This window comes from Streptomyces caeruleatus, from assembly GCF_001514235.1.
GTDB classification, from domain to species: Bacteria; Actinomycetota; Actinomycetes; order Streptomycetales; family Streptomycetaceae; genus Streptomyces; species Streptomyces caeruleatus.
Genome location: NZ_KQ948928.1, coordinates 360,553 through 383,907 on the forward strand (window position 1 = coordinate 360,553; position 23,355 = coordinate 383,907).

At 72.6% G+C, this 23,355-nt stretch carries 20 protein-coding genes, 2 tRNA genes and 1 pseudogene; 7 read left to right on the forward strand and 16 right to left on the reverse strand.

Annotated features, from left to right (window positions below; all coding sequences use genetic code 11):
• Positions 1-35: 35 nt before the first annotated feature.
• The 4 genes from AQJ67_RS17080 to AQJ67_RS17095 form a co-directional block, all read right to left on the reverse strand.
• On the reverse strand, positions 36-848 hold the full coding sequence (locus AQJ67_RS17080) for a TIGR04222 domain-containing membrane protein (protein WP_062719621.1): 813 nt from the start codon (positions 846-848) through the stop codon (positions 36-38).
• A gap of 100 nt (positions 849-948) precedes the next feature.
• The gene (locus AQJ67_RS17085; protein WP_062719622.1) at positions 949-1,770 is read right to left on the reverse strand and encodes a DUF4142 domain-containing protein; all 822 of its coding nucleotides are present in this window, start codon (positions 1,768-1,770) and stop codon (positions 949-951) included.
• Between the two features lie 283 nt (positions 1,771-2,053).
• Positions 2,054-3,421 carry an MbnB/TglH/ChrH family RiPP precursor modification enzyme gene (locus AQJ67_RS17090; RefSeq protein WP_062719623.1) on the reverse strand — a complete coding sequence of 456 codons (1,368 nt, stop codon included), beginning with the start codon at positions 3,419-3,421 and terminating at the stop codon, positions 2,054-2,056.
• 190 nt (positions 3,422-3,611) lie between these two features.
• Positions 3,612-4,328, reverse strand: a complete 717-nt coding sequence (locus tag AQJ67_RS17095; RefSeq protein WP_062719624.1) for an aminoacyl-tRNA hydrolase — start codon at positions 4,326-4,328, stop codon at positions 3,612-3,614.
• 38 nt (positions 4,329-4,366) lie between these two features.
• Between AQJ67_RS17095 and AQJ67_RS17100 the strand changes: the two genes are divergently transcribed.
• Both AQJ67_RS17100 and AQJ67_RS17105 read left to right on the forward strand, forming a co-directional pair.
• On the forward strand, positions 4,367-5,260 hold the full coding sequence (locus AQJ67_RS17100) for an ABC transporter ATP-binding protein (protein WP_062720076.1): 894 nt from the start codon (positions 4,367-4,369) through the stop codon (positions 5,258-5,260).
• Positions 5,257-5,928, forward strand: coding sequence for a hypothetical protein (locus AQJ67_RS17105; protein WP_062719625.1), 672 nt, complete (start codon positions 5,257-5,259; stop codon positions 5,926-5,928). Before AQJ67_RS17100 ends, AQJ67_RS17105 begins: the two co-directional genes overlap by 4 nt.
• Before the next feature lie 8 nt (positions 5,929-5,936).
• Here AQJ67_RS17105 and AQJ67_RS17110 read toward each other — a convergent pair whose 3' ends face one another.
• The 8 genes and pseudogenes from AQJ67_RS17110 to zapE form a co-directional block, all read right to left on the reverse strand.
• Positions 5,937-6,128: a hypothetical protein gene (locus tag AQJ67_RS17110; protein ID WP_062719626.1), complete on the reverse strand. Its 192-nt coding sequence runs from the start codon at positions 6,126-6,128 to the stop codon at positions 5,937-5,939.
• An 18-nt stretch (positions 6,129-6,146) separates the two neighbouring features.
• On the reverse strand, positions 6,147-7,004 hold the full coding sequence (locus tag AQJ67_RS17115) for a polysaccharide deacetylase family protein (protein WP_062719627.1): 858 nt from the start codon (positions 7,002-7,004) through the stop codon (positions 6,147-6,149).
• 101 nt (positions 7,005-7,105) lie between these two features.
• Positions 7,106-8,571: pseudogene (locus tag AQJ67_RS17120) on the reverse strand (serine/threonine-protein kinase).
• 62 nt (positions 8,572-8,633) lie between these two features.
• Complete coding sequence (locus tag AQJ67_RS17125) at positions 8,634-10,022, reverse strand: PhoX family protein (RefSeq protein WP_062719628.1); 1,389 nt, start codon at positions 10,020-10,022, stop codon at positions 8,634-8,636.
• Between the two features lie 90 nt (positions 10,023-10,112).
• Complete coding sequence (locus AQJ67_RS17130) at positions 10,113-10,958, reverse strand: slipin family protein (RefSeq protein WP_062719629.1); 846 nt, start codon at positions 10,956-10,958, stop codon at positions 10,113-10,115.
• A 122-nt stretch (positions 10,959-11,080) separates the two neighbouring features.
• On the reverse strand, positions 11,081-12,535 hold the full coding sequence (locus tag AQJ67_RS17135) for a SulP family inorganic anion transporter (RefSeq protein ID WP_062720077.1): 1,455 nt from the start codon (positions 12,533-12,535) through the stop codon (positions 11,081-11,083).
• A gap of 8 nt (positions 12,536-12,543) precedes the next feature.
• Positions 12,544-13,122, reverse strand: a complete 579-nt coding sequence (locus tag AQJ67_RS17140; RefSeq protein WP_062719630.1) for a carbonic anhydrase — start codon at positions 13,120-13,122, stop codon at positions 12,544-12,546.
• Positions 13,123-13,786: 664 nt separating this feature from the next.
• On the reverse strand, positions 13,787-14,896 hold the full coding sequence (gene zapE / locus AQJ67_RS17145) for a cell division protein ZapE (RefSeq protein WP_062719631.1): 1,110 nt from the start codon (positions 14,894-14,896) through the stop codon (positions 13,787-13,789).
• A gap of 37 nt (positions 14,897-14,933) precedes the next feature.
• On the opposite strand from zapE, the gene AQJ67_RS17150 reads away from it, so the two are divergent.
• The 5 genes from AQJ67_RS17150 (at position 14,934) to AQJ67_RS17170 (ending at position 19,206) form a co-directional block, all read left to right on the forward strand.
• Positions 14,934-15,752 (forward strand): pyrimidine reductase family protein, encoded by an 819-nt coding sequence (locus AQJ67_RS17150; protein ID WP_062719632.1) that lies wholly within the window; start codon positions 14,934-14,936, stop codon positions 15,750-15,752.
• A 149-nt stretch (positions 15,753-15,901) separates the two neighbouring features.
• Positions 15,902-16,375, forward strand: a complete 474-nt coding sequence (locus AQJ67_RS17155) for an indole-3-glycerol phosphate synthase (protein ID WP_208614985.1) — start codon at positions 15,902-15,904, stop codon at positions 16,373-16,375.
• A 170-nt stretch (positions 16,376-16,545) separates the two neighbouring features.
• Positions 16,546-17,937 (forward strand): UDP-N-acetylmuramate--L-alanine ligase, encoded by a 1,392-nt coding sequence (gene murC, locus AQJ67_RS17160; RefSeq protein ID WP_062719633.1) that lies wholly within the window; start codon positions 16,546-16,548, stop codon positions 17,935-17,937.
• A gap of 13 nt (positions 17,938-17,950) precedes the next feature.
• Entirely contained in the window at positions 17,951-18,358 is a 408-nt protein-coding gene (gene msrB, locus AQJ67_RS17165; protein WP_062719634.1) for a peptide-methionine (R)-S-oxide reductase MsrB, read from the forward strand.
• Positions 18,359-18,459: 101 nt separating this feature from the next.
• Complete coding sequence (locus tag AQJ67_RS17170) at positions 18,460-19,206, forward strand: PP2C family protein-serine/threonine phosphatase (RefSeq protein ID WP_062719635.1); 747 nt, start codon at positions 18,460-18,462, stop codon at positions 19,204-19,206.
• A gap of 314 nt (positions 19,207-19,520) precedes the next feature.
• Here AQJ67_RS17170 and AQJ67_RS17175 read toward each other — a convergent pair whose 3' ends face one another.
• The 4 genes from AQJ67_RS17175 to AQJ67_RS17190 form a co-directional block, all read right to left on the reverse strand.
• Positions 19,521-20,534 (reverse strand): lysylphosphatidylglycerol synthase transmembrane domain-containing protein, encoded by a 1,014-nt coding sequence (locus tag AQJ67_RS17175; RefSeq protein ID WP_062719636.1) that lies wholly within the window; start codon positions 20,532-20,534, stop codon positions 19,521-19,523.
• 287 nt (positions 20,535-20,821) lie between these two features.
• A complete protein-coding gene (locus tag AQJ67_RS17180) occupies positions 20,822-23,122 on the reverse strand; it encodes a coiled-coil domain-containing protein (protein WP_062719637.1) in 2,301 nt (766 codons plus the stop codon).
• 3 nt (positions 23,123-23,125) lie between these two features.
• Positions 23,126-23,197 (reverse strand) — tRNA-Pro (locus AQJ67_RS17185).
• A gap of 3 nt (positions 23,198-23,200) precedes the next feature.
• Positions 23,201-23,272, reverse strand: a tRNA-Tyr gene (locus tag AQJ67_RS17190).
• Positions 23,273-23,355 lie beyond the last annotated feature (83 nt).

A 23,355-nucleotide genomic window follows, 5' to 3' on the forward strand; every position in this document is an offset into this window, starting at 1 on the left:
CAAGCACCGCCCCGCCGGTGTCGCCTCAATGCCCCCTATGCGCCACCGGGCGCCTCGTCCGCCGGTCGTGCGGGACCGTGCGGGTCGCGGTGTGCGAAGGCCGCGCGAAGGTCCGGCTCGCCGATCGCGCGTACGCCCCGTACGGCGACGGAGGTGAGGTAGGTGCGGTCGTCCGCGCCCCGGGAGCGCCGGACCAGGGCGTTGAGCAGCCGCTGCCCGGCCGGGGAGGCCCACCGCGCGTACGGGTGGATCTCGATCCGGGCGATGGCGAGGCAGCTCAGGGTGAGCACGAGGGGGAGCGCGAACCAGAGCGCGACCAGGTGGGCCGGCATGTCCGACTGGGCGGGCGCCAGCAGGGCGACGGCCCCCAGCGCGAGGACGACGGCCGCGGCGAGCCGCACCTGCCGGATCGCGGCCGCGACCCCCGTGCGCGCCCCGTCGGGCACCGCGAGGCCGGCGCTGACCAGCCGGTCGGCGAGGCTGCCCACCGCGTCGGCGGCGGCCGCGGCGTCCCGCACCGGCTCGATCCGCGACTGTCCCTCGGGCCCGATGGCCCCTATCACCGAGCGCTCCATCTCGTCCCGCCCGCGCGGATCGACGACCGTCGCCCAGCCGGTGTGCGCGAGCAGCAGCCGGCGCTGCCGTGCCATGGAGACGAGGGTCAGATCGGCGACCCGCCGGGGTCCGCCGGACAGGAACGCGGCCTCGTACAACGTCAGATCGTGTTCCCGGCCCGCGGTCGCCTCTTTCGTGTCCCTGGCGGCGGCGTGCACGGCGGCCAGGCACAGCCGCGTGCACGCGGTGCCGGCGACGGCCCAGGCCAGCAGCAGGAGAAGGACCCAGAACATGCCGCGTTTCTATGCCAAAGGCCCTTGGGGCGCCATGCCTTGTTCACCATCCGGACGCAGAGTTGCCGGGATGTGACGTTCCGGATGGAGGCTCCGGCGGTCAGGACACCACGTATTCCTCGGGTTCTCCGATGTCCTCGGAGTCGTCCGCCCGGGGGCTGGTGGCGGCCGGCGGAAGGGTGTAGCTCGGTGACGGCAAGGGCGGCGGGGTCATCGGTATGGCGGGCGCCGGGTCCGCGGTCGGGCCGGGCGGGGCGGGGACGGGCGTCAGCGGTGGGGTGCTGTCGGCGACCATGTCGCGGGCCAGGGCGTCGAAGTCGACGTACCCGGTGGCCTCCAGGACCGTGATGTGGTCCAGCACCGTGGTGTTGGCGTCGTCGGCGAGCTTGCGGACGAGGGTGTTGCGCGTACTGGCCCGCACCTGGGCGACGACGGAGAACACCTTGCCGTGCGCCAGGCGCAGGATGTTGGCGAACTGCCGGTCGTACTCGACGCCTTCGGTCGCGTCCAGGGTCGCCAGCCACTCCTGCTGCTGCTCGGTGGGCTCGTTGGGCAGGGCCAGGCTGAGCTTGCCGGCGACGTCGCGCACCCGCTCGTCGAGGAACGCGTGCCCCTCGACGAGGTGCTGCCCCGCAGTCCGTACGGCGGGCGTCGCCCCCTTCTGCCGCGCCTGCTGACCGGCGGGCAGCTCCCACAGCCCCGCCAGCCGGACCTTGGTGACGAAGTCCCGGTCGAGCGCGGACAGCGGCCCGTACCCGGTCGAGACGGTCTCGGCGTTGAGCGTGTCCAGACCGGTCCCGGAGCGGTCGGCGTACGACCAGATCGGGAAGATCATCGCCAGCAGCGTCGCCGTCAGGCCCGTGATGATGAGCCCGGTGCCGCTGAAGATGCCTCGGCCGTTGATCGGGGGACGCGGTCGCATGGTGCCTCCTGTTGCGGCACCGCACGTTAGTGCGCTTCGGGGGTGGGGTTGGCATATTACTTCGGAGTACGTCGGGGTCTACGCCAACTGCCGTACGGGAGCGAATGGTTGCAACGGGGGTGGATACGGGCGAATGGGGGAGTAAGGGTGGGTGGCGTACGGCGGCAAAGGAGGAGGAAAGGGGTGAGTCGCCGGGTGTGCGGGCCGGGGTGTTAACCCCGGCACACTCGTCGGGGGCGGCCGCGTCCAGCGGGGGGACGGAGGCCGGCGTAGGCGATGCGGCTCATCGCCGCAGCAACACCCGCCGCGTGGCCCGGGCCAGCCGTACCCCCGGTCGCCGCGAGCGCGGCTTCGGCCCCGACCGCTCCAGCCACCACTCCCGCAACTCCGTGCGCACCCGGGCGTCTTCGAGCCGGCCCTCGGTCAGCAGGTGTCCGGCGAAGTCCAGGGCGTCACGGCGATAGCCGTCCGTCATCGGGTGCCCGTGGCTGTAGGCCAGGAAGGCCCGCCGGTATCCGTCCCCGAGGATCACCGGCAGCTCGGGCGCGACCTTCGCCACGACGTCCGCCCGCTTCCCGGCGAGGGCCCGTGCCTGCACGCCGAGCCGTACCCGGTCGAACCCCTCCGGCACCGGCGTACCGGCGACGAGCGCAGACAGCAGGGCGGCCTGGGCGAGGGCGAGGCGCTGACGGGCGGGGGCGAGGTCCGCGAGGCGTTCCGCGCGGTGCGGGGCGTCCCTCTCCGGGGCCGGTGCCGCTTCCCGGCCGGTTCCCTCGGCGGCCGCACCCAGCTCAGCCGCCCGGCTCCCGGCCGCCCGCCGCTCCGCCGCCCCCTTCTCCAGCGCCCCCCTGATCGACCCCAACTCCCGCTCCAGCTCCGCCGGTTCCGGGAAGTTCTCGTCCCTCTCCAGCAGCACCCCCGGCGGGGACACCCGGGACGCGAGGTCGGTCAGGACGTCCAGGACCGGCTGCGGGACGGGGTGGGCGTGGCTGTCGTGCCAGACGCCGTCGCGTTCGAAGCCGCCCGCGACATGGACGTACGCGATGGCCTCCAGCGGCAGTTCGGCGAGTGCCTTGGCCGGGTCCTCGCCCCGGTTGACGTGGTTGGTGTGCAGGTTGGCCACGTCGATCAGCAGCCGCACGCCCGTGCGGTCCGCGAGTTCGTACAGGAACTGGCCCTCGGTCATCTCCTCGCCCGGCCACGCGATCAGCGCGGCGATGTTCTCCACGGCGAGCGGCACGGGCAGCGCGTCCTGGGCGATGCGGACGTTCTCGCAGAGCACGTCGAGGGCGTCCCGGGTGCGCGGGACCGGCAGCAGGTGGCCCGCCTCCAGGCGCGGGGACGCGGTCAGTGACCCGCCCGCCCGGACGAACGCGATGTGCTCGGTGACCAGCGGCGATCCCAGTGCCTCGACCCGTTCGGCGAGCGCGGCCAGCCGCCCGGCGTCGGGCCGCTCCGCACCGCCGAGGCCGAGCGAGACGCCGTGCGGGACCACCGTCACGCCGCGCTCCCGCAGCCGTACCAGGGACTCCGGGAGATGCCCGGGGCAGACGTTCTCGGCGACGGCCTCGACCCAGTCGACGCCCGGCATGCGCTCCACCGCGTCCGCGATCTCCGGACGCCATCCGATGCCCGTACCCAGTCGCTCCATCGCCCCTCCTCGGCCTCTTCCCTGCCCGCTGGCCCGTCTCCTCGGACGTGTCGGTTCGTGACGGGGGTATGGCCCCGCCCGCCCCGCACGAACCGCTCGGAGGACACCTTCAGAGCAACATTTGAGGTTCGGATCACGCCCCGCCAGGTCGTACGAGCCGGACGCCGCGGATGTTCAAAGGCCGGCAGGCCTACCGCAGCGCCGGATGATCGGCGACGACGGTGCACGACCCGGGCGCGATCTCCGTGAACCCCGCGTCCCGCACCACCGGCAGCCCGCCCCCCGTCAGCTCACGCCAGCGCCCCGGCGCGGCGCTGCGCACCGCCAGCGGGAACCCCGCGTCGCGCCAGGCGGCGCGCTCCTCGTCCGACAGTTCCCACCAGGCGAGCTGCGCCGCGTGCCCGGTCTGCGCCATCGCCTTGCCGGCCGACATGTCGAGCTCGGGGTTCAGCCACAGCACGGGTGCAGCCGGATCGGCGGCCACGGGCGGCTCCGGATCGTCGAGATCGGTACCGGAGACCTGGAGCTTCGCCAGCTCCTTGGGCCAGCCGTCCAACGGCACCGGCGGGAAGACCCGCACCTCGGCCGACTTGCCGGTGACGGTGATGCCGGGCAGCCCTTCCGCGCGCCGCCACTCGGCGCCACGAGCCCGCCGCACGACCTTCCGGATCCGCGCGTCCTGCCAGTCCCGCATCGCCTGCGCCCACTCGCCCTCGCCGGCCGACCGCTCGTCGCTGAGGATCACCAGCACGGCGCGGGCGGCCGTTTCCAGGGCGTCGGTGCGGGCCGGGGGCGCGCTCTTCTCTATGCGGACGACCAGGGGCAGCACGAACTGCGGTGCCTGATCGCGGGCGCTCCGCTCGGAGCGGAACGGGCTGTCGGTCGCGGGGGTCGGATCGCTGTTCACGTCCTCAAGTGTGCCAACCCCGAGAGATGATGATCCCCATGCAACGCGATCTTCGTCTGGACAACGTGGGCCGCCGTTACGGCCTGCGCGGCCCCTGGGTCTTACGCGGCGTCCATCTCACCGTGACCCCCGGCGACCTCATCCGTGTGGAAGGCCCCAACGGCACCGGCAAGTCCACCCTGCTGCGCCTCGTGGCCGGCATAGACACCCCGACCGAGGGCCGTATCACCGGCCGCCCCCGCACCGCCTACGTCCCCGAACGCTTCCCCACGGCCCTCCCCTTCACCGCCCTCGGCTACCTCACCCACCTCGGCAAGGTCCACGGCCTCTCCCGCCCCGCGGCCGCCCGGGCCGCCCTGGAGTGGCTCGACCGCTTCGGCGCCGCCGCGCACGCCCGTACGCCCATGGCCCAGTTGTCGAAGGGCAGCAGCCAGAAAGTCGCCGTCGTGCAGGCCCTCCTCGCCGAACCGGAGCTGCTCGTCCTGGACGAGGCGTGGACCGGTCTCGACGCCGCCGCCCGCGAGGAGTTGGAGCGGGCCGTCGCCGAACGCACCGCGGACGGCACCGCCGTGGTCTTCGTGGACCACGACCCGAGCCGCCTGGCGGGCGCGCCGGACGCGACGTACACCGTGCGGGACGCGGGCCTCGACCTCCGTGCGGAACGGGCGGCCGCGCAACCCGTCGGCCCGCTCATGACCGTCGTCGTCCAGGGCACGCGCGGCGCGCAGCTCCCCGCCGACGCGGCCCGTACGGTCATATCGGCCGAGGAACCCGAGCCCGGCACCCACCGCGTCACCCTGCCCGCCTCCCACTCGGACGTCCTGCTCCGCGCCCTGCTGACGGCCCGCCCGCCCTGGCACGTGGTGAGCGTGAGCCAGGACCCGCCCGCGACGGAGCCGAGACCGACCCCCGACACCGAGAGCCGCCGATGACCGCCCTCCTCAGCTACCAGACCGCCCTGCTGGTCCGCTCGCAGCGCTGGCTGCCGCCGTTCATCCTGTACGCCGCGTTCCTCGGCATCGGCGTGCAGGGCGGCCAGCCGGTCCTCGACTCGCTGGGCTTCACGGCCGCGGGCCTGCTGCCCGTCGCCGCCTGGCTGGTGCGGATCTGCGTCACCAACGAGCCGCCCGCCGCCCGCAGTTGTGTCTCCGCGGCGGTCGGTCCCGGGCGGGCGCACCTCGCCGCGCTGCTGGTGGCGCTGTCCGTCGCGGCACTCGTCGGCACGGTCGCCACCGTCGTCGTGACGCTCATCAGCGACCCCGTGAGCGCGGACCACCAGACGCGCGTACCCCGGCTTCCGGCGGGCGCGGCCGGGCTGCTCGCCACGCTGGCCTGTGCCCTGCTCGGTACGGCTGTCGGTGCCCTCACCGCCTGGCCGCTGCTGCGCTCGACCGGCCGCGCGGTCCCCGCGATGCTGCTGGCGGCCCTGCTCGCCGTGGTGGTGACCGGCTCCCCGGCCCACGCGGCGGTCAGCGGCCTGGTCACCGGCTCCCGCTCGGGCACCGTCCCCCTGCCCCTGCTGCCCCTGGCGGCCGCGGCCCTGCTCACCGCGGCGGCGACCGCCGTGGCCTGCGCGCTCACGTCCCGAAGATCACCCTGAGCCGGGCGTCACCCCGAACACGCGGTCCGCTGTGCCTCCTGCCACTCGCACACCGGGCACATGGTGATCCCCTTGTACGACTCCGGGTACTCGGTCGGCTCCCGGCACAGCACGCACTCCGCGTACGGCGGACCGTCCGCCTTGGGCGGCCTGGTCGCATCGATCAGGCAGTAGTCGTTCGTGGGCTGGTCCTCGCTCATACGTCCAGCGTACGAGCCTCAGTCCCGCCCGCCCGCGGCCCCGATCAGCTCGGACACCTTCACGAACCGGAACCCCCTCGCGCGCAGCTCGGGCACGACACGCCGGACCACCCGCTCGGTCGTCGGGGCGGCACTGAGCGTGCAGTGCAGGACGACCACGGACCCCGGCCGCACCCCGTCCAGCACCTCCTGGGCGACCGCGCGGGCGTCCGTCGCGAACGCGTCCCCGCTCACCACGTCCCACTGCACGGCGGTGACACCGACCGCGGCGAGCGCCTTCAGAGCGCGCCGGTCGTAGCAGCCCCCGGGAAACCGGAAGTACGGCATCGCGTCACGGACCCCAACCTTCCGGAACGCGGCGTACGCCCGCTCCACGTCCGCCCGCATCCGCTCCTCGCCGACCGTCGGCAGCCCGTAGCAGTCCTCGGTGAAGGCGTAGTGGCTGTACGAGTGGTTGGCCACCTCGAAGAGCGGATCCCGCCCGATGGACCGGGCCTGCCGCGGATACTCCTCGGCCCACCGCCCCGTCATGAACACCGTCGCCGGCACCTTCAGCTCCCGCAGCGCCGCGACGAGCCCCGGATTGTCGAACCGCTCCCCGCGCGCCGCCCGTGCCCCCTGACCGGCGGTCATGTCGGCGTCGAAAGTGAGCGCGACCGTCTTGCCCCCCGTCTGCGGGCCGTGCTCGAAGACCGGGGTCAGCCCGGCGGGGCCGGGCGCGAGGGTCGGAGGTCTGGCCGAGGGCGAGGTGGTGACGGTGGCGCTGGACGCCGGGTGGGGAGCGCGGGTGTCCTCGGGCGCCCCGCAGGCGGCGAGTCCGCTCAGGGCCGCGCTCAGGGCACCGACCGCGGCGATATGTCGTACAAGTGTGATCACCGCATGAAGATATGGGGATCAGATGGTCATATCGGTACGGATGTGGGTGTGCCGGGCCCGTGTCACCCGCCCGGCGGGAGGCGGACTGCTCAGGGGACTTCTCAGTCGTCGCGTGTGCAGCGGCCCGTCGGTGCGGTCGCCGGAGGGCGGCACTGCAGAGCGGATTCGGTCGCGTCCGTGCTCACATAGCGGCCGATGCAGGTGTTCGGCGAGGTGCGGCCGCGATCAGCGCAGAAGGTCAGGGCGGCGTGGCCGTCGGCGAAGGGGCCGGGGGCGTAGAACACCCAGTAGCCGGGGCGCAGGACGGCGGTCTCGGGCACGGACTGGCGGAGGACGGCGAGCCGGCGGTCCCGGTTGGCGGTGCCGGCGGAGACGGGTTCGGAGTGGAGCTGGGCGATCCAGCGGCCGTCGGCCGGTGTGGGGGCGGGGGTGGCAGGGGTCGGTCGCTGCTTGGCCGGGACGGTGGTGGCGGTCGGCGTGGGTGTGGTGGCGCGGGCCTTGTCGTCGCCGCCCGTGTCGCCGAGGCGCAGGGTGAGGACGAGCGCCGCCGCCGTGGCGACGGCCAAGGCCGTGGCCGCGGCCACCATGAGGGGAGTGCGGCGACGGGGTCGGTTCACTCCCGCGGGAACGGCGGGAACCGCGGGCACCGTGGGGCTCGGGGTTTCCACCTGCGTGGGCGTCGGGTGCGGTGCCACGGAGATCACCGCGGGCCGGGCGGTCCGGTCCGGCATCGTTCCCGTCTCCACCTGGGCGAGCATCTCGTCCAGCCGGGCGGCGTCCGGGCGCGCCGCCGGGTCGCGGACCAGCAGGGATTCGAGCACCGGCGTCAGCGGACCCGAGCGGGTCGGCGGCGGGAGCGGGTCGTCGAGCACGGCGGCCAGGGTGGCGAGGGTGGTGGGCCGGCGCAGAGGGCTGACGCCCTCGACACACACGTACAGGACCAGGCCCAGCGACCAGAGGTCGGCCGCCGGACCGTCGTCGTGGCCCCGGATCCTCCCCCAGTGCCTTAAGGGCCTGGGGGGACCCCCATCGGCGCCATGTACTCGGGCGACCCGACGAACTCGCCCGTCGCCGTGAGGCCCGTCGTGCCCTGGAGGGCGGCGATGCCGAAGTCGGTGAGGACGGCGTCGCCGTCGGGGCGCAGAAGGATGTTGGCGGGCTTGACGTCCCGGTGCTGGATGCCGGCCGCGTGCGCGGCCCGCAGCGCGGCGAGTACCTGGCGGCCGAGCCGGGCCGCCGTCACTGGGGTCAACGCGCCGTCGTCCAGCCGCCGTTGCAGCGAGACACCCGGCACCAGCTCCATCACGATCCACGGATGCGGGTCGGCGTCCACGATCTGATGGTCCATCACCACATGCGGATGGCTGAGCCGGGCCAGCGCACGCGCCTCCCGCAGCACCCGCTCGCGCATCACGCCGACCGTGTCCGCGTCGGACCGCACCGCCTTGAGCGCGACCTCGCGGTGCAGCACCGTGTCGCGAGCCCGCCACACGGTGCCCATTCCGCCACTGCCGAGCCGTTCCACCAGCTCGAACCGGCCGTCGACGAGATCCCCCGGAGCGTTCATGCCGCTCAAGTCAGAGGACGGCCGGAGAGCGGCCCTCCGCATGGGGAGGTGTGACGCGACGGTTACCTGCGCCAGGGCCCCGTCACCGCGAACGTGGTGCCCGGCGTGTAGCAGTTCACGTACATCGTCCCGCCGTCCGGGGAGAACGTGACCCCGGCGAACTCGCCCCACTCCGGTGCCCCGGGCGTCCCGATGTTCTGGGCGTTGCGGGCCATCGCGTAGACCTCGCCGCGTCGCGTCACACCGAAGACGTGCTGGGCGCCGTTGCCGTCCTCGCACACCATGAGCCCGCCGCTGGGGGCGAGGCAGATGTTGTCCGGGGACTCGCCGGGCAGCTGGAGATCCGTGTCGGGGCCGAAGACGATCACCAGGGTGAGGCGGCGCTCGGCGGGGTCGTAGCGCCAGATCTGGCCGTAGTGGTCCGCCGCCGAGCCCTCCGCCCTGCGGGCGAAGGACGAGACGAAGTAGACGGAGCGGCCACCCCAGTAGCAGCCCTCCAGCTTCTGCGCGTGTGTGATGCCCTTCGGGCCGAAGTCCTGGTGGCGGATGGGGGTCCGGGTGGCCAGGGGGTCCGGTACGTCGACCCACTCGATGTTCTCGAAGCTCGCGCCCGTCTCCTGGATCGAGGAGAGGTCGGGGACGCCCGGCACCCGCATGGCCTGGAGGCGGCCGCCGGCGCGCAGGGTGCCCAGGCCGCCGTGCGGCTGGTGCGGCAGGAAGCGGTAGAAGAGACCGAACGGCTTCTCGAAGGCGTCCTCGGTCTCGTAGACGATGCCGCGTCGCGGGTCCACCGCGATGGCCTCGTGCTGGAAGCGGCCCATCGCGGTCAGCGGGACCGCGCCCGAGCGGTACGGGTTCGCCGGGTCGACCTCGAAGATGAAGCCGTGGTCCTTGGTGTAGCCGTTGGTGCCCGCCCGGTCCTCGGTCTCCTCGCAGGTCAGCCAGGTGCCCCAAGGCGTGGGACCGCCCGCGCAGTTGACGGCCGTACCGGCGATGGCGACCCGCTCGGAGAGGACCTTGTCGTGCCGGTCGAGGGTCAGGGCGGTACAGCCGCCCTTGCCGGCCGGGTCGTAGGTGAGGCCCTCGACCGTCGGGACGGGAACTCTGCCGTCGGCGCGGTTCTCGTGGTTGCGGACCAGATGGACGCGGCCGTGCCTGCCGCGCAGGGCCGTCATGCCGTCGTGGTTGGAGGGGACCAGGCCCTCACCGGAGCGCAGCCGGTCGCCCTCACGGGAGAGGACCCGGTAGCGGAAACCTTCCGGAAGATCGAGCAGGCCCTTCGGGTCGGGGACCAGCGGGCCGTATCCGGTGTGGCCGAGGTTCTGTGCGGCGGCCGTGCCCGCGAAGAGTTCGGTGAGATTGCCGGCGAAGGCGATCGAGACGCCCAACGTGCCGGTACGGGCGAGCAGTTGACGACGTGACGTACCGTCGGCGGTCGTGTTCTCGGACATGGGGAAACCTTCCTGCTGGCGGACAGGAACTGTGACCCCGCCGTGTCTATCACCTGCTGCGAGTCGCGTGAACCACGCGCGTAGCGTGTGTCACTTCTGAAGGGGCTGTCCGGGGGGCTCGGACTCCTCGACGGCGATGTGCTCGGCGGTGGGCTCGACCGCCTGCTCCGGTGCCGGCTGAGCGCCCCTCTCCAGGAAGCGCAGCAGCTCCACCGGGATCGGCAGCACCAGCGTGGAGTTCTTCTCCGCCGCCACCGCCATCACCGTCTGCAGCAGCCGCAGCTGGAGGGCGGACGGCGCGTCGGCCATCTGGTGCGCGGCCTCGGCCAGCTTCTTGGAGGCCTGGAGTTCGGCGTCGGCGTTGATGACCCGGGCCCGCCGCTCGCGGTCGGCCTCCGCCTGCCGGGCCATGGAGCGCTTCATCGACTCCGGCAGGGACACGTCCTTGATCTCGACGCGGTCGATCTGCACGCCCCAGCCCACGGCCGGGCTGTCGATCATCAGCTCCAGGCCCTGGTTGAGCTTCTCGCGGTCGGACAGCAGATCGTCCAGGTCGCTCTTGCCGATGATGGAGCGCAACGAGGTCTGTGCCATCTGCGAGACGGCGAAGCGGTAGTCCTCGACGTTGATGATCGCGGCCGTCGGGTCCACGACCTTGAAGTAGACGACCGCGTCGACCCGCACGGTCACGTTGTCGCGGGTGATGCCCTCCTGGGCGGGCACGGGCATCGTCACGATCTGCATGTTGACCTTGTGGAGCCGGTCCACGGCGGGGACGATCAGCGTGAACCCCGGGTCGCGCACCGTGCCCCGCAGCCGGCCGAGCCGCAGGATCACCCCGCGCTCGTACTGCTTGACGACCCGTGCCGCGGCCGCGACGTACACCGCTCCCGCCGCGCCGACGCCCAGGGCCACGCCCAGCAGCTCTTCGACCATGACGACCTCCTCGCGGAGAGGGCCGTTCCGTGTGCTCCCTGCAACGATATGCCCGGTGTCCGGTCCGGTGCCATGGACGGCCCCGGACCGGGGTTCATACCGCGTCAGAGGTCATACGGCGGTCAGGCGGCGGTGACCCGCACCGGTTCCGTGCCCACCGCGCTGTGCCGCTCGGCCCAGTTCTCCAGGGCCGTACGGAAGGCGTGGTCCAGGTGGTGCACCTCGGAGAGGTTGAGCTCCACCGGGCGGTCCTGGGGCAGCGACTCCAGGCTGTCGAGGATCTTCGGCAGCCGCAGGAAGGTCGCGTTGCCCGACAGGCACACCTGGATCGGTCCGGCGCCCTTGTCGACGATCTCCAGCTTCACGTGCGAGGCCTCCCAGGCGGTCTTGGCGACCGACAGGGCCAGACCGATCAGCACGCCCTCGAACATGTTCACCACGACGATCGAGACGGCGGTGACGACGAGTATCAGCGCCTCGCCCTTGTGGCTCCGCCACAGCGCCGCGAGCTCGCGGAACGGGATGAGCTTGAAGCCCGCGTGCACCAGGATGCCGGCCAGGGCGGGGATCGGGATCAGGGCCAGGGCCCACGGCATCGCGGCGGCGAACAGCAGCAGCCACACGCCGTGCAGCACACGGGACGCCTTGGTCTTCGCGCCCGCGTTGACATTGGCGGAGCTGCGCACGATCACCGCGGTCATGGGCAGCGCGCCGAGCAGTCCGCTCACCACGTTGCCCGCGCCCTGGGCGATCATCTCCTTGTTGTACTCGGTGCGCGGTCCGTCGTGCAGCCGGTCCACGGCCGCCGCGCTGAACAGCGACTCGGCGGACGCGATCAGCGCGAACGCGATGATCGTGCCCCAGATGGCCGGAGTGGCCAGCTCGCCGAAGGCCCCGGCGCCGGGCGGCTGGATGACACCGAGCAGACCCTCCACCTTGACGGTGGTGACCGGCAGGCTGAAGGCCAGCGAGGCGACCGTGGCCAGGACCACCGCCGCGAGGGCGCCCGGTACGGACTGCACGGCCTTCGGCAGCTTCTTCCACAGCACGATCACGGCGATGGTGCCCGCCCCGATCGCGAGCGAGGCCAGCGCCGAGGTGCTGCCGAACGCGTCGGCGAAGGCACCCGGAAGCCCCGCGATCTTGCCGAGGCCGCTCTCGGGGGCCTTCAGGCCCGCCGCCGCGTAGATCTGCCCGGCGATGATCACCAGACCGATACCGCACAGCATGCCTTCGACCACCGAGACGGATATCGCGCGGAACCAGCGCCCTATCCCGAAGAAGCCCATGGCGAGCTGGAGCAGACCGGCCATCAGCACGATCACACCGAGCGTGGCCACGCCGAACTCGCTGACAGCTTCGAAGACCAGTACGGTCAGGCCGGCGGCGGGACCTGACACCTGAAGGCTGCTGCCACGCATCAGCCCGGTGACGAGTCCGCCCACGATGCCGGTGATCAGGCCCAGTTCGGCCGGGACCCCGGAGGCGACGGCCACGCCGACACACAGCGGCACGGCGACCAGAAAGACGACGATGGAGGCGAGGAAGTCCTGCCGCAGGTAAGGGAACTTGGTCATCGCGGTGCTCACAGCGCCTCGAACGCGTCGGTCTCGGCGCTGTGGACGCGCACGGCGCCCTTGTGCACCTCGTAGTACCAGGCATGCAGGTTCAGTTGACGCTCCTTCAGCTTCTTCTCGATGAACGGGTACGAGCGCAGCCGCAGCAGCTGCGTCAGCACGTGGGCCTGGACTCCCTCGGCGACCTCGGGGTCCTCGACGGTGCCGGTCGGACGCGGCTCGGCCTGCGCGAGCCAGTCGCGCACCGCCGGTACGGCGTCCAGGTCGTCGCCGCGCACCAGCGCGCCGACGGCTCCGCAGTGGGAGTGGCCGCAGACCACGATGTCGCTGACGCCGAGGACCTCCACGGCGTACTCGATGGTGGCCGCCTCGCTGGTGGGGTGGGCGGAGGCGTACGGCGGGACGATGTTGCCCGCGGTGCGCAGCTCGAAGAGCTCGCCGGGACGGGCGCCCGTGATCAGTGCCGGTACGACCCGGGAGTCGGAGCAGGTGATGAAGAGGACCTGCGGGGACTGCCCTGCGGCCAGTTTGGCGAACTCCTCAGGGCGCTGTCCGAACGTACGGGCGTTGTCGATGAGGGGCTGCATGTGTGGTGACTCCTCCTGGCGCGCCGCGATGGCGCGTCGGTGTGGTTTTTCATGACAGAGGTGGGGGGGGGAACGCGCTGCTTCTCAGCAGCGGAAGACCTGGAGCCCCGCGGGGGTGTGGGACGTCGAGGATCTCGATGTGCGCTGATGCGCGCCGCCGGGTGTGCCCGGCTGGTGCGCGGACGCGGGGTCCCGGGTGAGCAACGGTCGGTCGGGTGCCTGGGGTCCGGTGTCAGCGAAACGCAGTTGGTCTCTGCTGTGCAGTGGTCCGGTCGGGTCACCTTGACCCGACGGCATGCAGTGGCGGGACGTGAGGGTCTCGTCGCGTAGCGCCTTGCCGGAGAGCTTGATTCCGGGCTGGGCTTTGGCCACTGCCTGACTGACCGTATGCGCGCGTGCGAAGGAAGCGCCGGGTGCGAAGAACTGGAGGGCGAGCAGAGTGGCGGCGAGGAGCGAAACCACGGTCCGTGCCGTCTTACCTCGAAACATGTGCCCCCCTCCAGACAGTCCGCACCTATGGCGCGCGCCAACGCTTGGTCAATCGTTGGTCAAGAAACACGTTAACCCGGCAAAGTTGTTTGCAGGGTTAACTTAACGTTTCGAGCTGAAGAGAGCCTGAAATGTGAGGGTGGCCTGGCCTGAACTGCCCCTTGACCAGGGGGAGTCAGTGAGTTACCAGGCTCTTGGCGTCGCGGGCCAGCGCGGTGAGTCGCGAGATGGCGCGGAAGTACTTCTTGCGGTACCCGCCCTTGAGCATCTCCTCGCTGAACAGCTGGTCGAACGGCTGTCCGGAGGCCAGGACCGGGACTTCACGGTCGTAGAGCCGGTCCGCGAGCACGACGAGCCGGAGCGCGGTGGACTGGTCGGGGATCGGCTGGACGTCGGTGAGACACACGGCCTTCAGGCCATCGGTCAACGCGCCATAACGGCTGGGGTGGACGCGGGCCAGGTGCTCCAGCAGATGCGGGAAGTCGTCGAGCGAGGCTCCCTCGGTGGCGTACGCCGCCTTGGTCACCTGTTCGTCGGAGTACGGCGCCGGCGCCTCGGGCAGACCGCGGTGGCGGTAGTCCTCGCCGTCGATGCGCAACGGACGGAAGTGCGCCGACAGGCCCTGGATCTCCCGCAGGAAGTCGGCCGCCGCGAACCGGCCCTCGCCGAGCTTCCCGGGCAGGGTGTTGGAGGTGGCGGCGAGTGCCACGCCCGCGTCGACGAGCTTGCCGAGCAGCGTCGAGACCAGGACGGTGTCGCCGGGGTCGTCGAGCTCGAACTCGTCGATGCACAGCAGGCGGTGACCGGAGAGGGTCTGCACCGTCTGCTGGAAACCGAGGGCGCCGACGAGGTTCGTCAGCTCCACGAACGTGCCGAAGGCCTTGAGGGACGGCTCGGCCGGGGTGGCGTGCCAGAGGGAGGCGAGCAGGTGGGTCTTGCCGACGCCGTAGCCGCCGTCGAGGTAGACACCGCGGGGGCCCGCCGGCACCTTGGGCGCCTTCGGCCTGCCGAACCCGAGGAAACCACGCCTGGCCTTCCCGGCACCGCTCGCGTGCGCCCCGCCGAGGCCGGCCGCGAAGGCCTCCAGGACGTCGACCGCCTCAATCTGGCTGGGCTGGTTCGGGTCCGGGATGTACGTGCTGAAGCGGACCGAGTCGAAGCGCGGCGGCGGCACCATCTCGGCGACCAGCCGGTCCGCCGGGACGTGCGGCTCACGGGCGCACAGGGACAGCGGGCTCGCTTCGGCTATCGGGCTCGACTGGGACGCGGCGGAGGAGGACGACACGGTTCACCATGCTAAGCGCCGTGCCACACTCCATGACATGCGACGCCTGTTCCCTGTGACCGACGAGACAGCGCCCAGGGCCTCCGGCGGTCCGGCCGGGCTTCCCACCGGTGGTGATCCGGGTGACCGGGAGTGGAGCCTGGCCGAGCTCGCCGCCGCCTATGCCTATCCGGAGCCCGGGCCCGGGGAGCCGGTGCCCTGGCTGCGGGCCAACATGGTGTCCACGCTGGACGGGGCCGCCCAGCACGACGGACGTTCGCAGCCCATCTCCACCGCGACCGACATGCGGATCTTCGGCACGCTGCGGGCGCTGGCCGACGTCGTGGTCGTCGGAGCCGAAACGGTACGCCAGGAGGGGTACCGTCCGGCACGCGCGCGTGAGGAGTTCGCCGAGGCGCGCGAGGCGGCCGGGCAGGGGCCCGCGCCCGCCATCGCGGTGGTCAGCGCCGGCCTGGAGCTCGACTACAGCCTGCCGCTCTTCACCTCCCCCCTGGTGCCCACCCTGATCCTGACCGGCGCCGCCGCCGCGCCGGACCGGGTCGCCGCGGCCGAGAAGGCGGGCGCCCAGGTCGTGATCGCCGGTGACGGCGTCGGCGTGGACCCGGTACGCGCCGTCCAGGCGCTCGCCGAGCTCGGTCACACCCGGCTGCTGACGGAGGGCGGGCCACGGTTGCTCGGGCAGCTCGTGGCCGCCGGAGTGCTCGACGAGCTCTGTCTGACGATCTCCCCGATGCTCACCGCCGGAGACGCCCAGCGCATCGCCGGAGGGCCCTCGGTGGCCGTGCCCAAACGGTTCGAGCTGGTGTCCCTGCTGCAGGAGGACGGCTTCCTGTTCAGCCGGTACCGGCGGACGTGAGGTTAGGTCGGTTCGAAAAGGGGTTCTATGAACGCCGTGGTCCCGAAACGGCGGAATCCACCGTTCCGTTTAGCTTCCGCCGGGCACACTAAAACTCGCAGTCCCCGTCCGAGTACGGGGCAGGATGGTTTCCGCAGAAGGGGCGCCCGGTGTTCACAAGCGTTTTGATGATCGAGAAGGCCCTGACGTCCGCCGACGTGGAGTTCGTCACCACCTTGCACGGGGACGAAGAGGTCTCGTTCCATGTGCTGCTCCAGCCGCGTGGCGAGCAGGCCGACAGGTTGTTGCGCGCCATCGACGACATCGCGCTCGGCGAGCTGGACGAGGCCGTACGGGAGGGGAGTACTCCGGAGGGCGAGGAGGCGCTCAGTACGGGGGAGCGGGCGCTGGAGGTGTCGCTCACGGCATTGCGCTCCGCCGGGGCCGCGGCGGAGGGGCGGCTGTTGGAGGATCATCCGCTGGACGCGCTGCGGGCTGTGGTGGACGAGGTGGGGGCGGACGAGGTGATCGTGCTGACGGATCCCCACTACGTGGAGGAGTTCTTTCATCGGGACTGGGCGTCTCGGGCTCGGCACAAGGTGGGGGTGCCGGTGTTGAAGCTGTTCTCGCACAGCAAGGCCTAGTCGCCGTTGGGGGTGGGGTTCGTTGGCGGCCGCGGGTGGGTGTGTGGCTGGTCGCGCAGTTCCCCGCGCCCCTAGGTGGGTGCTGTCGCCTGCGTCCCAGGCGCGAGGGCGGCCTCCGTACCCAATAGGCTGAGGGCTCATCGTCGTATCGCGATCCTGGGAGAACACGCATGGCACCCGGCATTCCCACCGCCATGGACCGACCGCACTTCATCGGCATCGGCGGGGCCGGGATGTCCGGGATCGCGAAGATTCTCGCGCAGCGTGGGGCCAAGGTGGCGGGCAGTGACGCCAGGGAGTCGGCGACCGCCGAGGCGCTGCGGGCGCTGGGGGCGACCGTGCACATCGGGCACGCTGCGGAGCACCTCGCGGACGACGCCAGCTGTGTCGTCGTGTCGTCGGCGATCCGGCAGGACAACCCCGAGCTGGCCCGCGCCGCCGAGCTGGGCGTTCCGGTGGTGCACCGCTCCGACGCGCTCGCCTCGCTGATGCAGGGGCTGCGGCCGATCGCCGTCGCCGGTACGCACGGCAAGACCACCACGACGTCGATGCTGGCCGTCTCCCTGAGCGAGCTGGGCCTGCGGCCCTCGTACGCCATCGGCGGCGACCTGGACGCGCCCGGCTCGAACGCCCTGCACGGCGAGGGCGACATCTTCGTCGCCGAGGCGGACGAATCGGACCGCAGCTTCCACAAGTACGCGCCCGATGTCGCCATCGTCCTGAACGTGGAACTCGACCACCACGCCAACTACGCCTCGATGGACGAGATCTACGAGTCCTTCGTGACCTTCACCGACCGCATCACCGAAGGCGGCACCCTGGTGATCTCGGCCGACCAGGACGGGGCGCGGGAGCTGACCCGGCGGGTCGCGGGCGGTGCTGTGCGGGTGGTGACGTACGGCGAGGCGGAGGACGCCGACGTGCGGGTCCTGTCCGTGCGGGCGCAGGGGCTGAAGAGCCAGGTCACCGTGGTGCTGGACGGTCAGGAGCTCGACTTCACCGTCTCCGTCCCCGGCCGGCACTACGCGCTCAACGCCGTGGCCGCCCTCGCTGCGGGCGCGGCGCTCGGCGTCCCGGCCGCCGAGCTGGCCCCGGCACTGGCGGCCTACACGGGCGTCAAGCGGCGCCTTCAGCTGAAGGGCGAGGCCGCGGGCGTCCAGGTCATCGACTCCTACGCCCACCACCCGACCGAGATGACCGCCGACCTGGAGGCCATGCGCGCGGCCGCCGGGGACGCCCGGATCCTGGTCGTCTACCAGCCCCACCTGTTCTCCCGCACGCAGGAGCTCGGCAAGGAGATGGGCGACGCCCTCGCCCTCGCGGACTCCTCGCTGGTCCTGGACATCTACCCGGCCCGCGAGGACCCGGTCCCCGGGGTCACCAGCGAGCTGGTCCTCGACGCGGCCCGCGCGGCCGGCGCCGAGGTCACCCCGGTGCACGACAAGAGCGAGGTGCCCGCCCTGGTCGCGGGAATGGCGAAGCCCGGTGATCTCGTTCTCACCATGGGCGCGGGCGATGTCACCGACCTCGGCCCGCTCATCCTGGACCGCCTGTCGAAGTGAGGGGCACGCACTCATGTCGTACGACGTCGAAAAGCCGGACGAGCAGTGGCGCACGGAGCTGACCCCGGCGGAGTACGCCGTGCTGCGCCAGGCCGCCACGGAGCCCGCCTTCACCGGTGAGTACACCAACACCAAGGCGACGGGCGTCTACTCCTGCCGCGCCTGCGGCGCCGAACTGTTCACCTCCACCACGAAGTTCGAGTCCCACTGCGGCTGGCCGTCCTTCTACGACCCGAAGGACACCGACGCGGTCGAGCTCGTCGAGGACCGCACGCACGGGATGGTCCGCACCGAGGTGCGGTGCGCGCGGTGCGGGTCGCATCTCGGGCATGTCTTCGAGGGCGAGGGGTATCCGACGCCCACGGACCAGCGGTACTGCATCAACTCGATCTCGCTGCGGCTGACGCCGGACGAGGCCTGACCGGGGGCCGGGCGTGGGTGTGCCGCACTGCGCTGGCACGCCCGATGCCGGTGTTCCTAGACTCGTAGGGGACGTCCGGTGCGGGAAGGCGGTGGCGCTGCATGCCGTACGTCGCGGTGAGTGCGATCAGCCATCCCGGACTGCTGCGTGAACGGAACGAGGACAGTCTCGTCGTCGGACCGTGGACGCTGTGCGCCACCGTCACCGAGAATCCGCAGACCCTGATCTTCCCGCTGGGCACGCCCCTCGTCGTGGCCGTCGCCGACGGGCTCGGCGGGCATCCCGGTGGTGACCTGGCCAGCGCCCTGGTGGCCCGCCGGATCGCCTCGCTCGGGCCGGCGCTGACCGGCGAGGTCGCCGTCCGGGACGCCCTGAACGCCTGCAACCGCGCCGTGTACCAGGCGGCCGGGGGCGACCGGGGCGGCGAGCTCAGCGCCATGGGAACGACCATCGCCGGAGTCGTCGTGCAGCCCGACTCGCTCCTGGCGTTCAACGTGGGCGACAGCCGGGTCTTCGCCGCGTCGGACGACGGGCTGCGCCAGCTGAGCGTCGACGACAGCCCGCCGCACCCGCCGGGGCGCACCACGTCGCTCGTCACCCAGTGCCTGGGCGGATCGCCCACCTACCGCGCCGTTCATCCCCATGTCACGGCCGAGCCGCTGACGCCCGGCGAGCGCTATCTCGTCTGCTCGGACGGGCTGACGGACCCGCTGCCCGCGGAGGCGTTGGAGGAGGTGCTGCGGGAGCACGACGACGGCCGGGCGGCCTTCGAGCTGTGGAAGGCCGCCATCGAGGCGGGCGGGCCCGACAACATCACGGTGGCGGTGGTACGGGTCGGGCAGGAGTGAGTGGGCCGCGGTCGGTTCGCCGGCCACCTGGTCGGGCGGGTCGGGCGGGTCTGGTGGGTCTGGCGGGTTGGGCCCGTCGGGCGGGTCAGGCCGGTCGGGCGGGTTAGGCCGGTCGGGCAGGAGTGAGTGGGCCGCGGTCGGTTCGCCGGCCACCTGGTCGGGCGGGTCGGGCCGGTCGGGTCAGGCGGGCCTGGCGGGTTAGGCCCGTCGGGTGGTTAGGCCGGTCGGGCAGGAGTGAGTGGGCCGCGGTCGGTTCGCCGACCACCTGGTCAGGCGGGTCAGACCGGTCGGGCGGGGCAAACCGGTCAGGCCGGTCACAGGATTTTGTGCTGGACCATGATCGAGAGCACCAGCGCGCCCGGCAGCAGCGGTACCCAGACCGTCAGGACGCGGTAGCCGATGACGGTGGCCGCGGCCAGGCCCGTCGGGGCGCCGAAGGTCACCATCGTGAACACGAGGGCCGCGTCCACGGGGCCGATGCCGCCCGGCGCGGGCACGGCGCCGGCCGCCGTGCTGGCGAGGAGGGAGGCGAGCACCACCTGCGTCCAGGACAGCGGCAGCCCGAGCGCGAAGCCGACCGAGGCGATCACGCTCGCCTGGAGCAGCGGGGTGGCGGCGGCCCCGCCCCAGAGGGCGAGGACGCGGCTGGGCCGGGTGTGCAGGATCCGCGCGTCGGTCAGGGCGGTGCGCAGGAAGCACAGGAGGGGGCGCCGCAGTGGCCGTACGGCTGTCACGAACACGCCTGCCGTGCCGAGGCCGAGCGCCACGCCTCCGGCGACCATGAGCAACGTCCGCTCGTCCGGGACGAGTTCGCCGAGGTGCAGCAGCTCGGGGAAGGCCGCGAGGAAGGCGAGCAGCACCGCTGTCTTCGCGATCGGTTTGACCAGCGAGTACAGGGCGAGTGACGCGGTGGCCCGGGCCAGGGGGATGCCGCGGTTCTGCAGGAAGCGCAGGGTGACGGCATGGGCGCCCAGCCCGGCCGGGAGGACCTGGTTGGCGGCGCCGGCCGCGAACTGCGACGCCAGCAGCAGGCCCGGCGGGAGCCGCTCCGGCAGGGCGCCCTGGCGCACGACCGCGGCGATCACCCAGCCCATGCAGGTGAAGAACAGGCCGGCCAGCAGCCAGCCCGGGTCGGCGGAGGCGAGCCGGGCGGCGCCGTCGCGGACGGTGGGCCAGTCGGTCACCGCCCATGCCCCGATCAGCAGGAGCGGGAGCAGCGTCAGGGCGTGGCGGGCGAGCCGGGCGGGGGAGAGGCGGGAACAGGCGGGAGCGGGGACGGAGCGGGCGGGCAGCGACTGGGGGAGGTCGCTGAGCGGGAGCGAGGACACGGCGCGGTCGTCCTTCCGCGTCCTGACCGCGCGGAGGCGGGGCGGACGGCTAGGGCCTGGCGGGCGAGGCAGGAGGGGACGACGGAAACGTGCCCGTCCGGTATGACGTCGCGGTGTCCGGAAACCGAAGCGACGTCGGCGGGCGGGCGACGTGACCGGGATTTGGTCTATGCCCGATCCGCTCGGCCCCGAACCCCGGTTCGGTTACCGCGCCGCCCGCTCCGCGTTCCTGCCCTGCCCCTCACCGCATCCAGCGCCCGTCCCTCACCGCATCCAGCGCCCGTCCCTCACCGCATCCAGTGCCCCGTCGTACTCCACCCCAGGAACCGGCGTGCGCGTCCGCCGTCCGCCGTTCCGTCGTCGTCGAAGGCGCCGCCCTCGGCCGTCAGGGCCAGGCCCGCCAAGGCAGGGGCCAGCCGGGTCGCCACGTGGGCGGGGTGGCGGGCCGTCTCCTCGGCGAGTCCGGCGAGGAAGCGGCGCTGTTCGGCGGGCGGGCACAGGGACAGGTGGAACAGCATCTGGCGCCAGGCGTAGGCCGCGTCCTTGATGGTGGGCAGCGGGCGCCGGTTGTTCTGCACCCGGGCCGTCAGCCGGCACACGGCGGCGAAGCAGCGGTGCGCCAGGTCGGCGAAGCCCGGCTGTGGGGCGATCTCCACCCGGTTGACCAGCGTGGCCAGGTTGTGCGTGGTGAGGATCTGCGCCTGCTCGATCACCGTGCCGTTCGCCGCCACGGACCAGGACCGGGACGAGGCCGCCCCGGCCCGCTCCGCGCACAGCCGCGCGAAACCGGCAGAGGTCCGGGCGCCGTGGGAACGGCTCAGCGCGGCGCCCCTCTCGGTGATCGCGAGGTTGCGGATCGCCCCGTAGTCGATGCCGTAGTAGCGCTCGTACAGCGTGCCGCCGAGCAACTCGCCCGCGATCCGCGCCGCGGTGAGGAACTTCGGGCTGAACGTGCCCATGAAGATGTCGGCGGCCAGCTCCTCCACGAACGGCGCGCCCAGGTCGCACTGGCGGGCGAGCACGCCGAGCTCGCGGACGAGGGGGTTGGGCAGGATCGTGCCCGGGAAGGCCTGCACGGCCAGCTCGCCCAGCTGCCGCAGCACGGTGAGCGCGCCTTCCTCGTCCGTCTTGCCGATGACGGCGGACCGCTGCCCGGACACCGCCCGCACCCAGGGCAACTCCTCCACGCGCACCTGACGTTCCAGGTTGACCAGGAGCAGGGAGCGGCGGTTGCCGAAGGCCCGGTAGTTCGCGGCCATCAGGGCCCGCAGCGCCTCGTCGCGGTACGCCCGCGCGGTCGTGGCGGCGACCAGCTGCGGGACCAGCTCGGCCATGACCTCGGCGGACGGGACGACACCCCGCTCCACGAGCGTGCCGAGCGGCGCGCTCAGCGCGGCCTCGACGACCTGCCGGAGCACCGGCGGGACCTGAGCCCCGGCGGGCAACCCCGTCTCCTGCCCCTCCCGCTGCGTGACGGGCGTCAGCAGCGGCGGGACGTCGGTGATGCCCGTGTCCTGGGGCAGCTCGGCGAGCCGGCGCAGCATCAGCTGGGCCAGCGCGTGATGGGAGGGGAGCGCCGCCTGGCGTGTCTGCTGCCGGCGCAGGGCCGTGTGCGGCGCGGAGCCGGGCAGGCCGCGGCGGCGCACCATGGACTGAACCGCGTGCCGCAGCAGACCGAGCCGGCGCGCGTCCAGCGGCCGTCCGGCGACGGTCTCCTCCAGCGCGCCGCGCAGAATGCCCAGGTTGTGCTTGGGGCTGCGGTGCTTGGTGCAGCGGGTGTGCTCCGCGGCCAGCAGCCGGTAGCGGGCCAGCAGGTCGGCGCCGCGCGCCAACCAGTCGGCGTCCGGGGCGAGTTCGAGCACCCGGCCGTCCCGCGCCGTCCGCAGCCAGTGCACGAGCAGCTCGTCGCCGAACGGCTGCCATACGGAGAGCGCCTCGCGCTGGGCCTCGACGGCCGCGTTGGGGCGTCGCCGTACGAGGGTGTCGACGGCGTCGGAGACGGTGTTGCGGTGCACGGCGACGGGGTCCGGCGCGGGGCCGTCCGCCGGGCGGGGCAGGAAGCGCAGCCGGTCGGCGAACGGCTCCAGTTCCGCCGCGAGATCCAGCGCCGCGCCCGTCGCCCCGTGCCGCACCAGCCAGGCCACGGTGAGCAGCGCGGCCTCCTCGGGCAGGCCGACCGTGTAGTGGCCGTCGTCCAGCCGCGCCCACAGCCAGGCGAGCCCCGCTTCGGTCAGACCGTGGGCGAAGAGCGCGCGCCGCTCGGCGGGCACCCCGAAGCTCCGGGCCGCCTCGGTCTCGTACGGCTGGAGGGGCCCGCCCGCGCCGGGCGTCCCGGTCGCGAAGCCGCCCCGGATCACCTCGGGCGTCACCCAGGCCGGCAGCCCGACCACCGGGGTGCGCGAACCGACCCTCAGCCGGCCGGCGGCCATCCCCGCGAGAACCGCACGCCAGCGCTGCCCGCGCTCCTCGGCCCGGCGCCGGGTGGCGGGGTCGTGGTGGGTCAGCGCGGTCGTGAAGGCCTTGGCCAGCTGGGCCGCCAGGTAGGACGGGGCCGCGACGAGGGGCTGCTGCTCAGCGTTGTCGTTCATAAGCCGACGTGGCAGGTTCCGCCCCCGCGCCCTCCGGGTCCCGAGCCCGGTGCTCTGCTGCTGAGCTACACGTCGAGGCCGACGTGGCAGGTGCTGCCCCTGCGCCCTCCGGGATTACAGCCCGGTGCTCTGCTGTTGAGCTACACGTCGACGAAGACCGACGGTAGACGTCGGTGCGATCACCTTACAAACGGGTTTTCCGTCGGTCGCCGCGTGTGAGTCGACACCCTGCG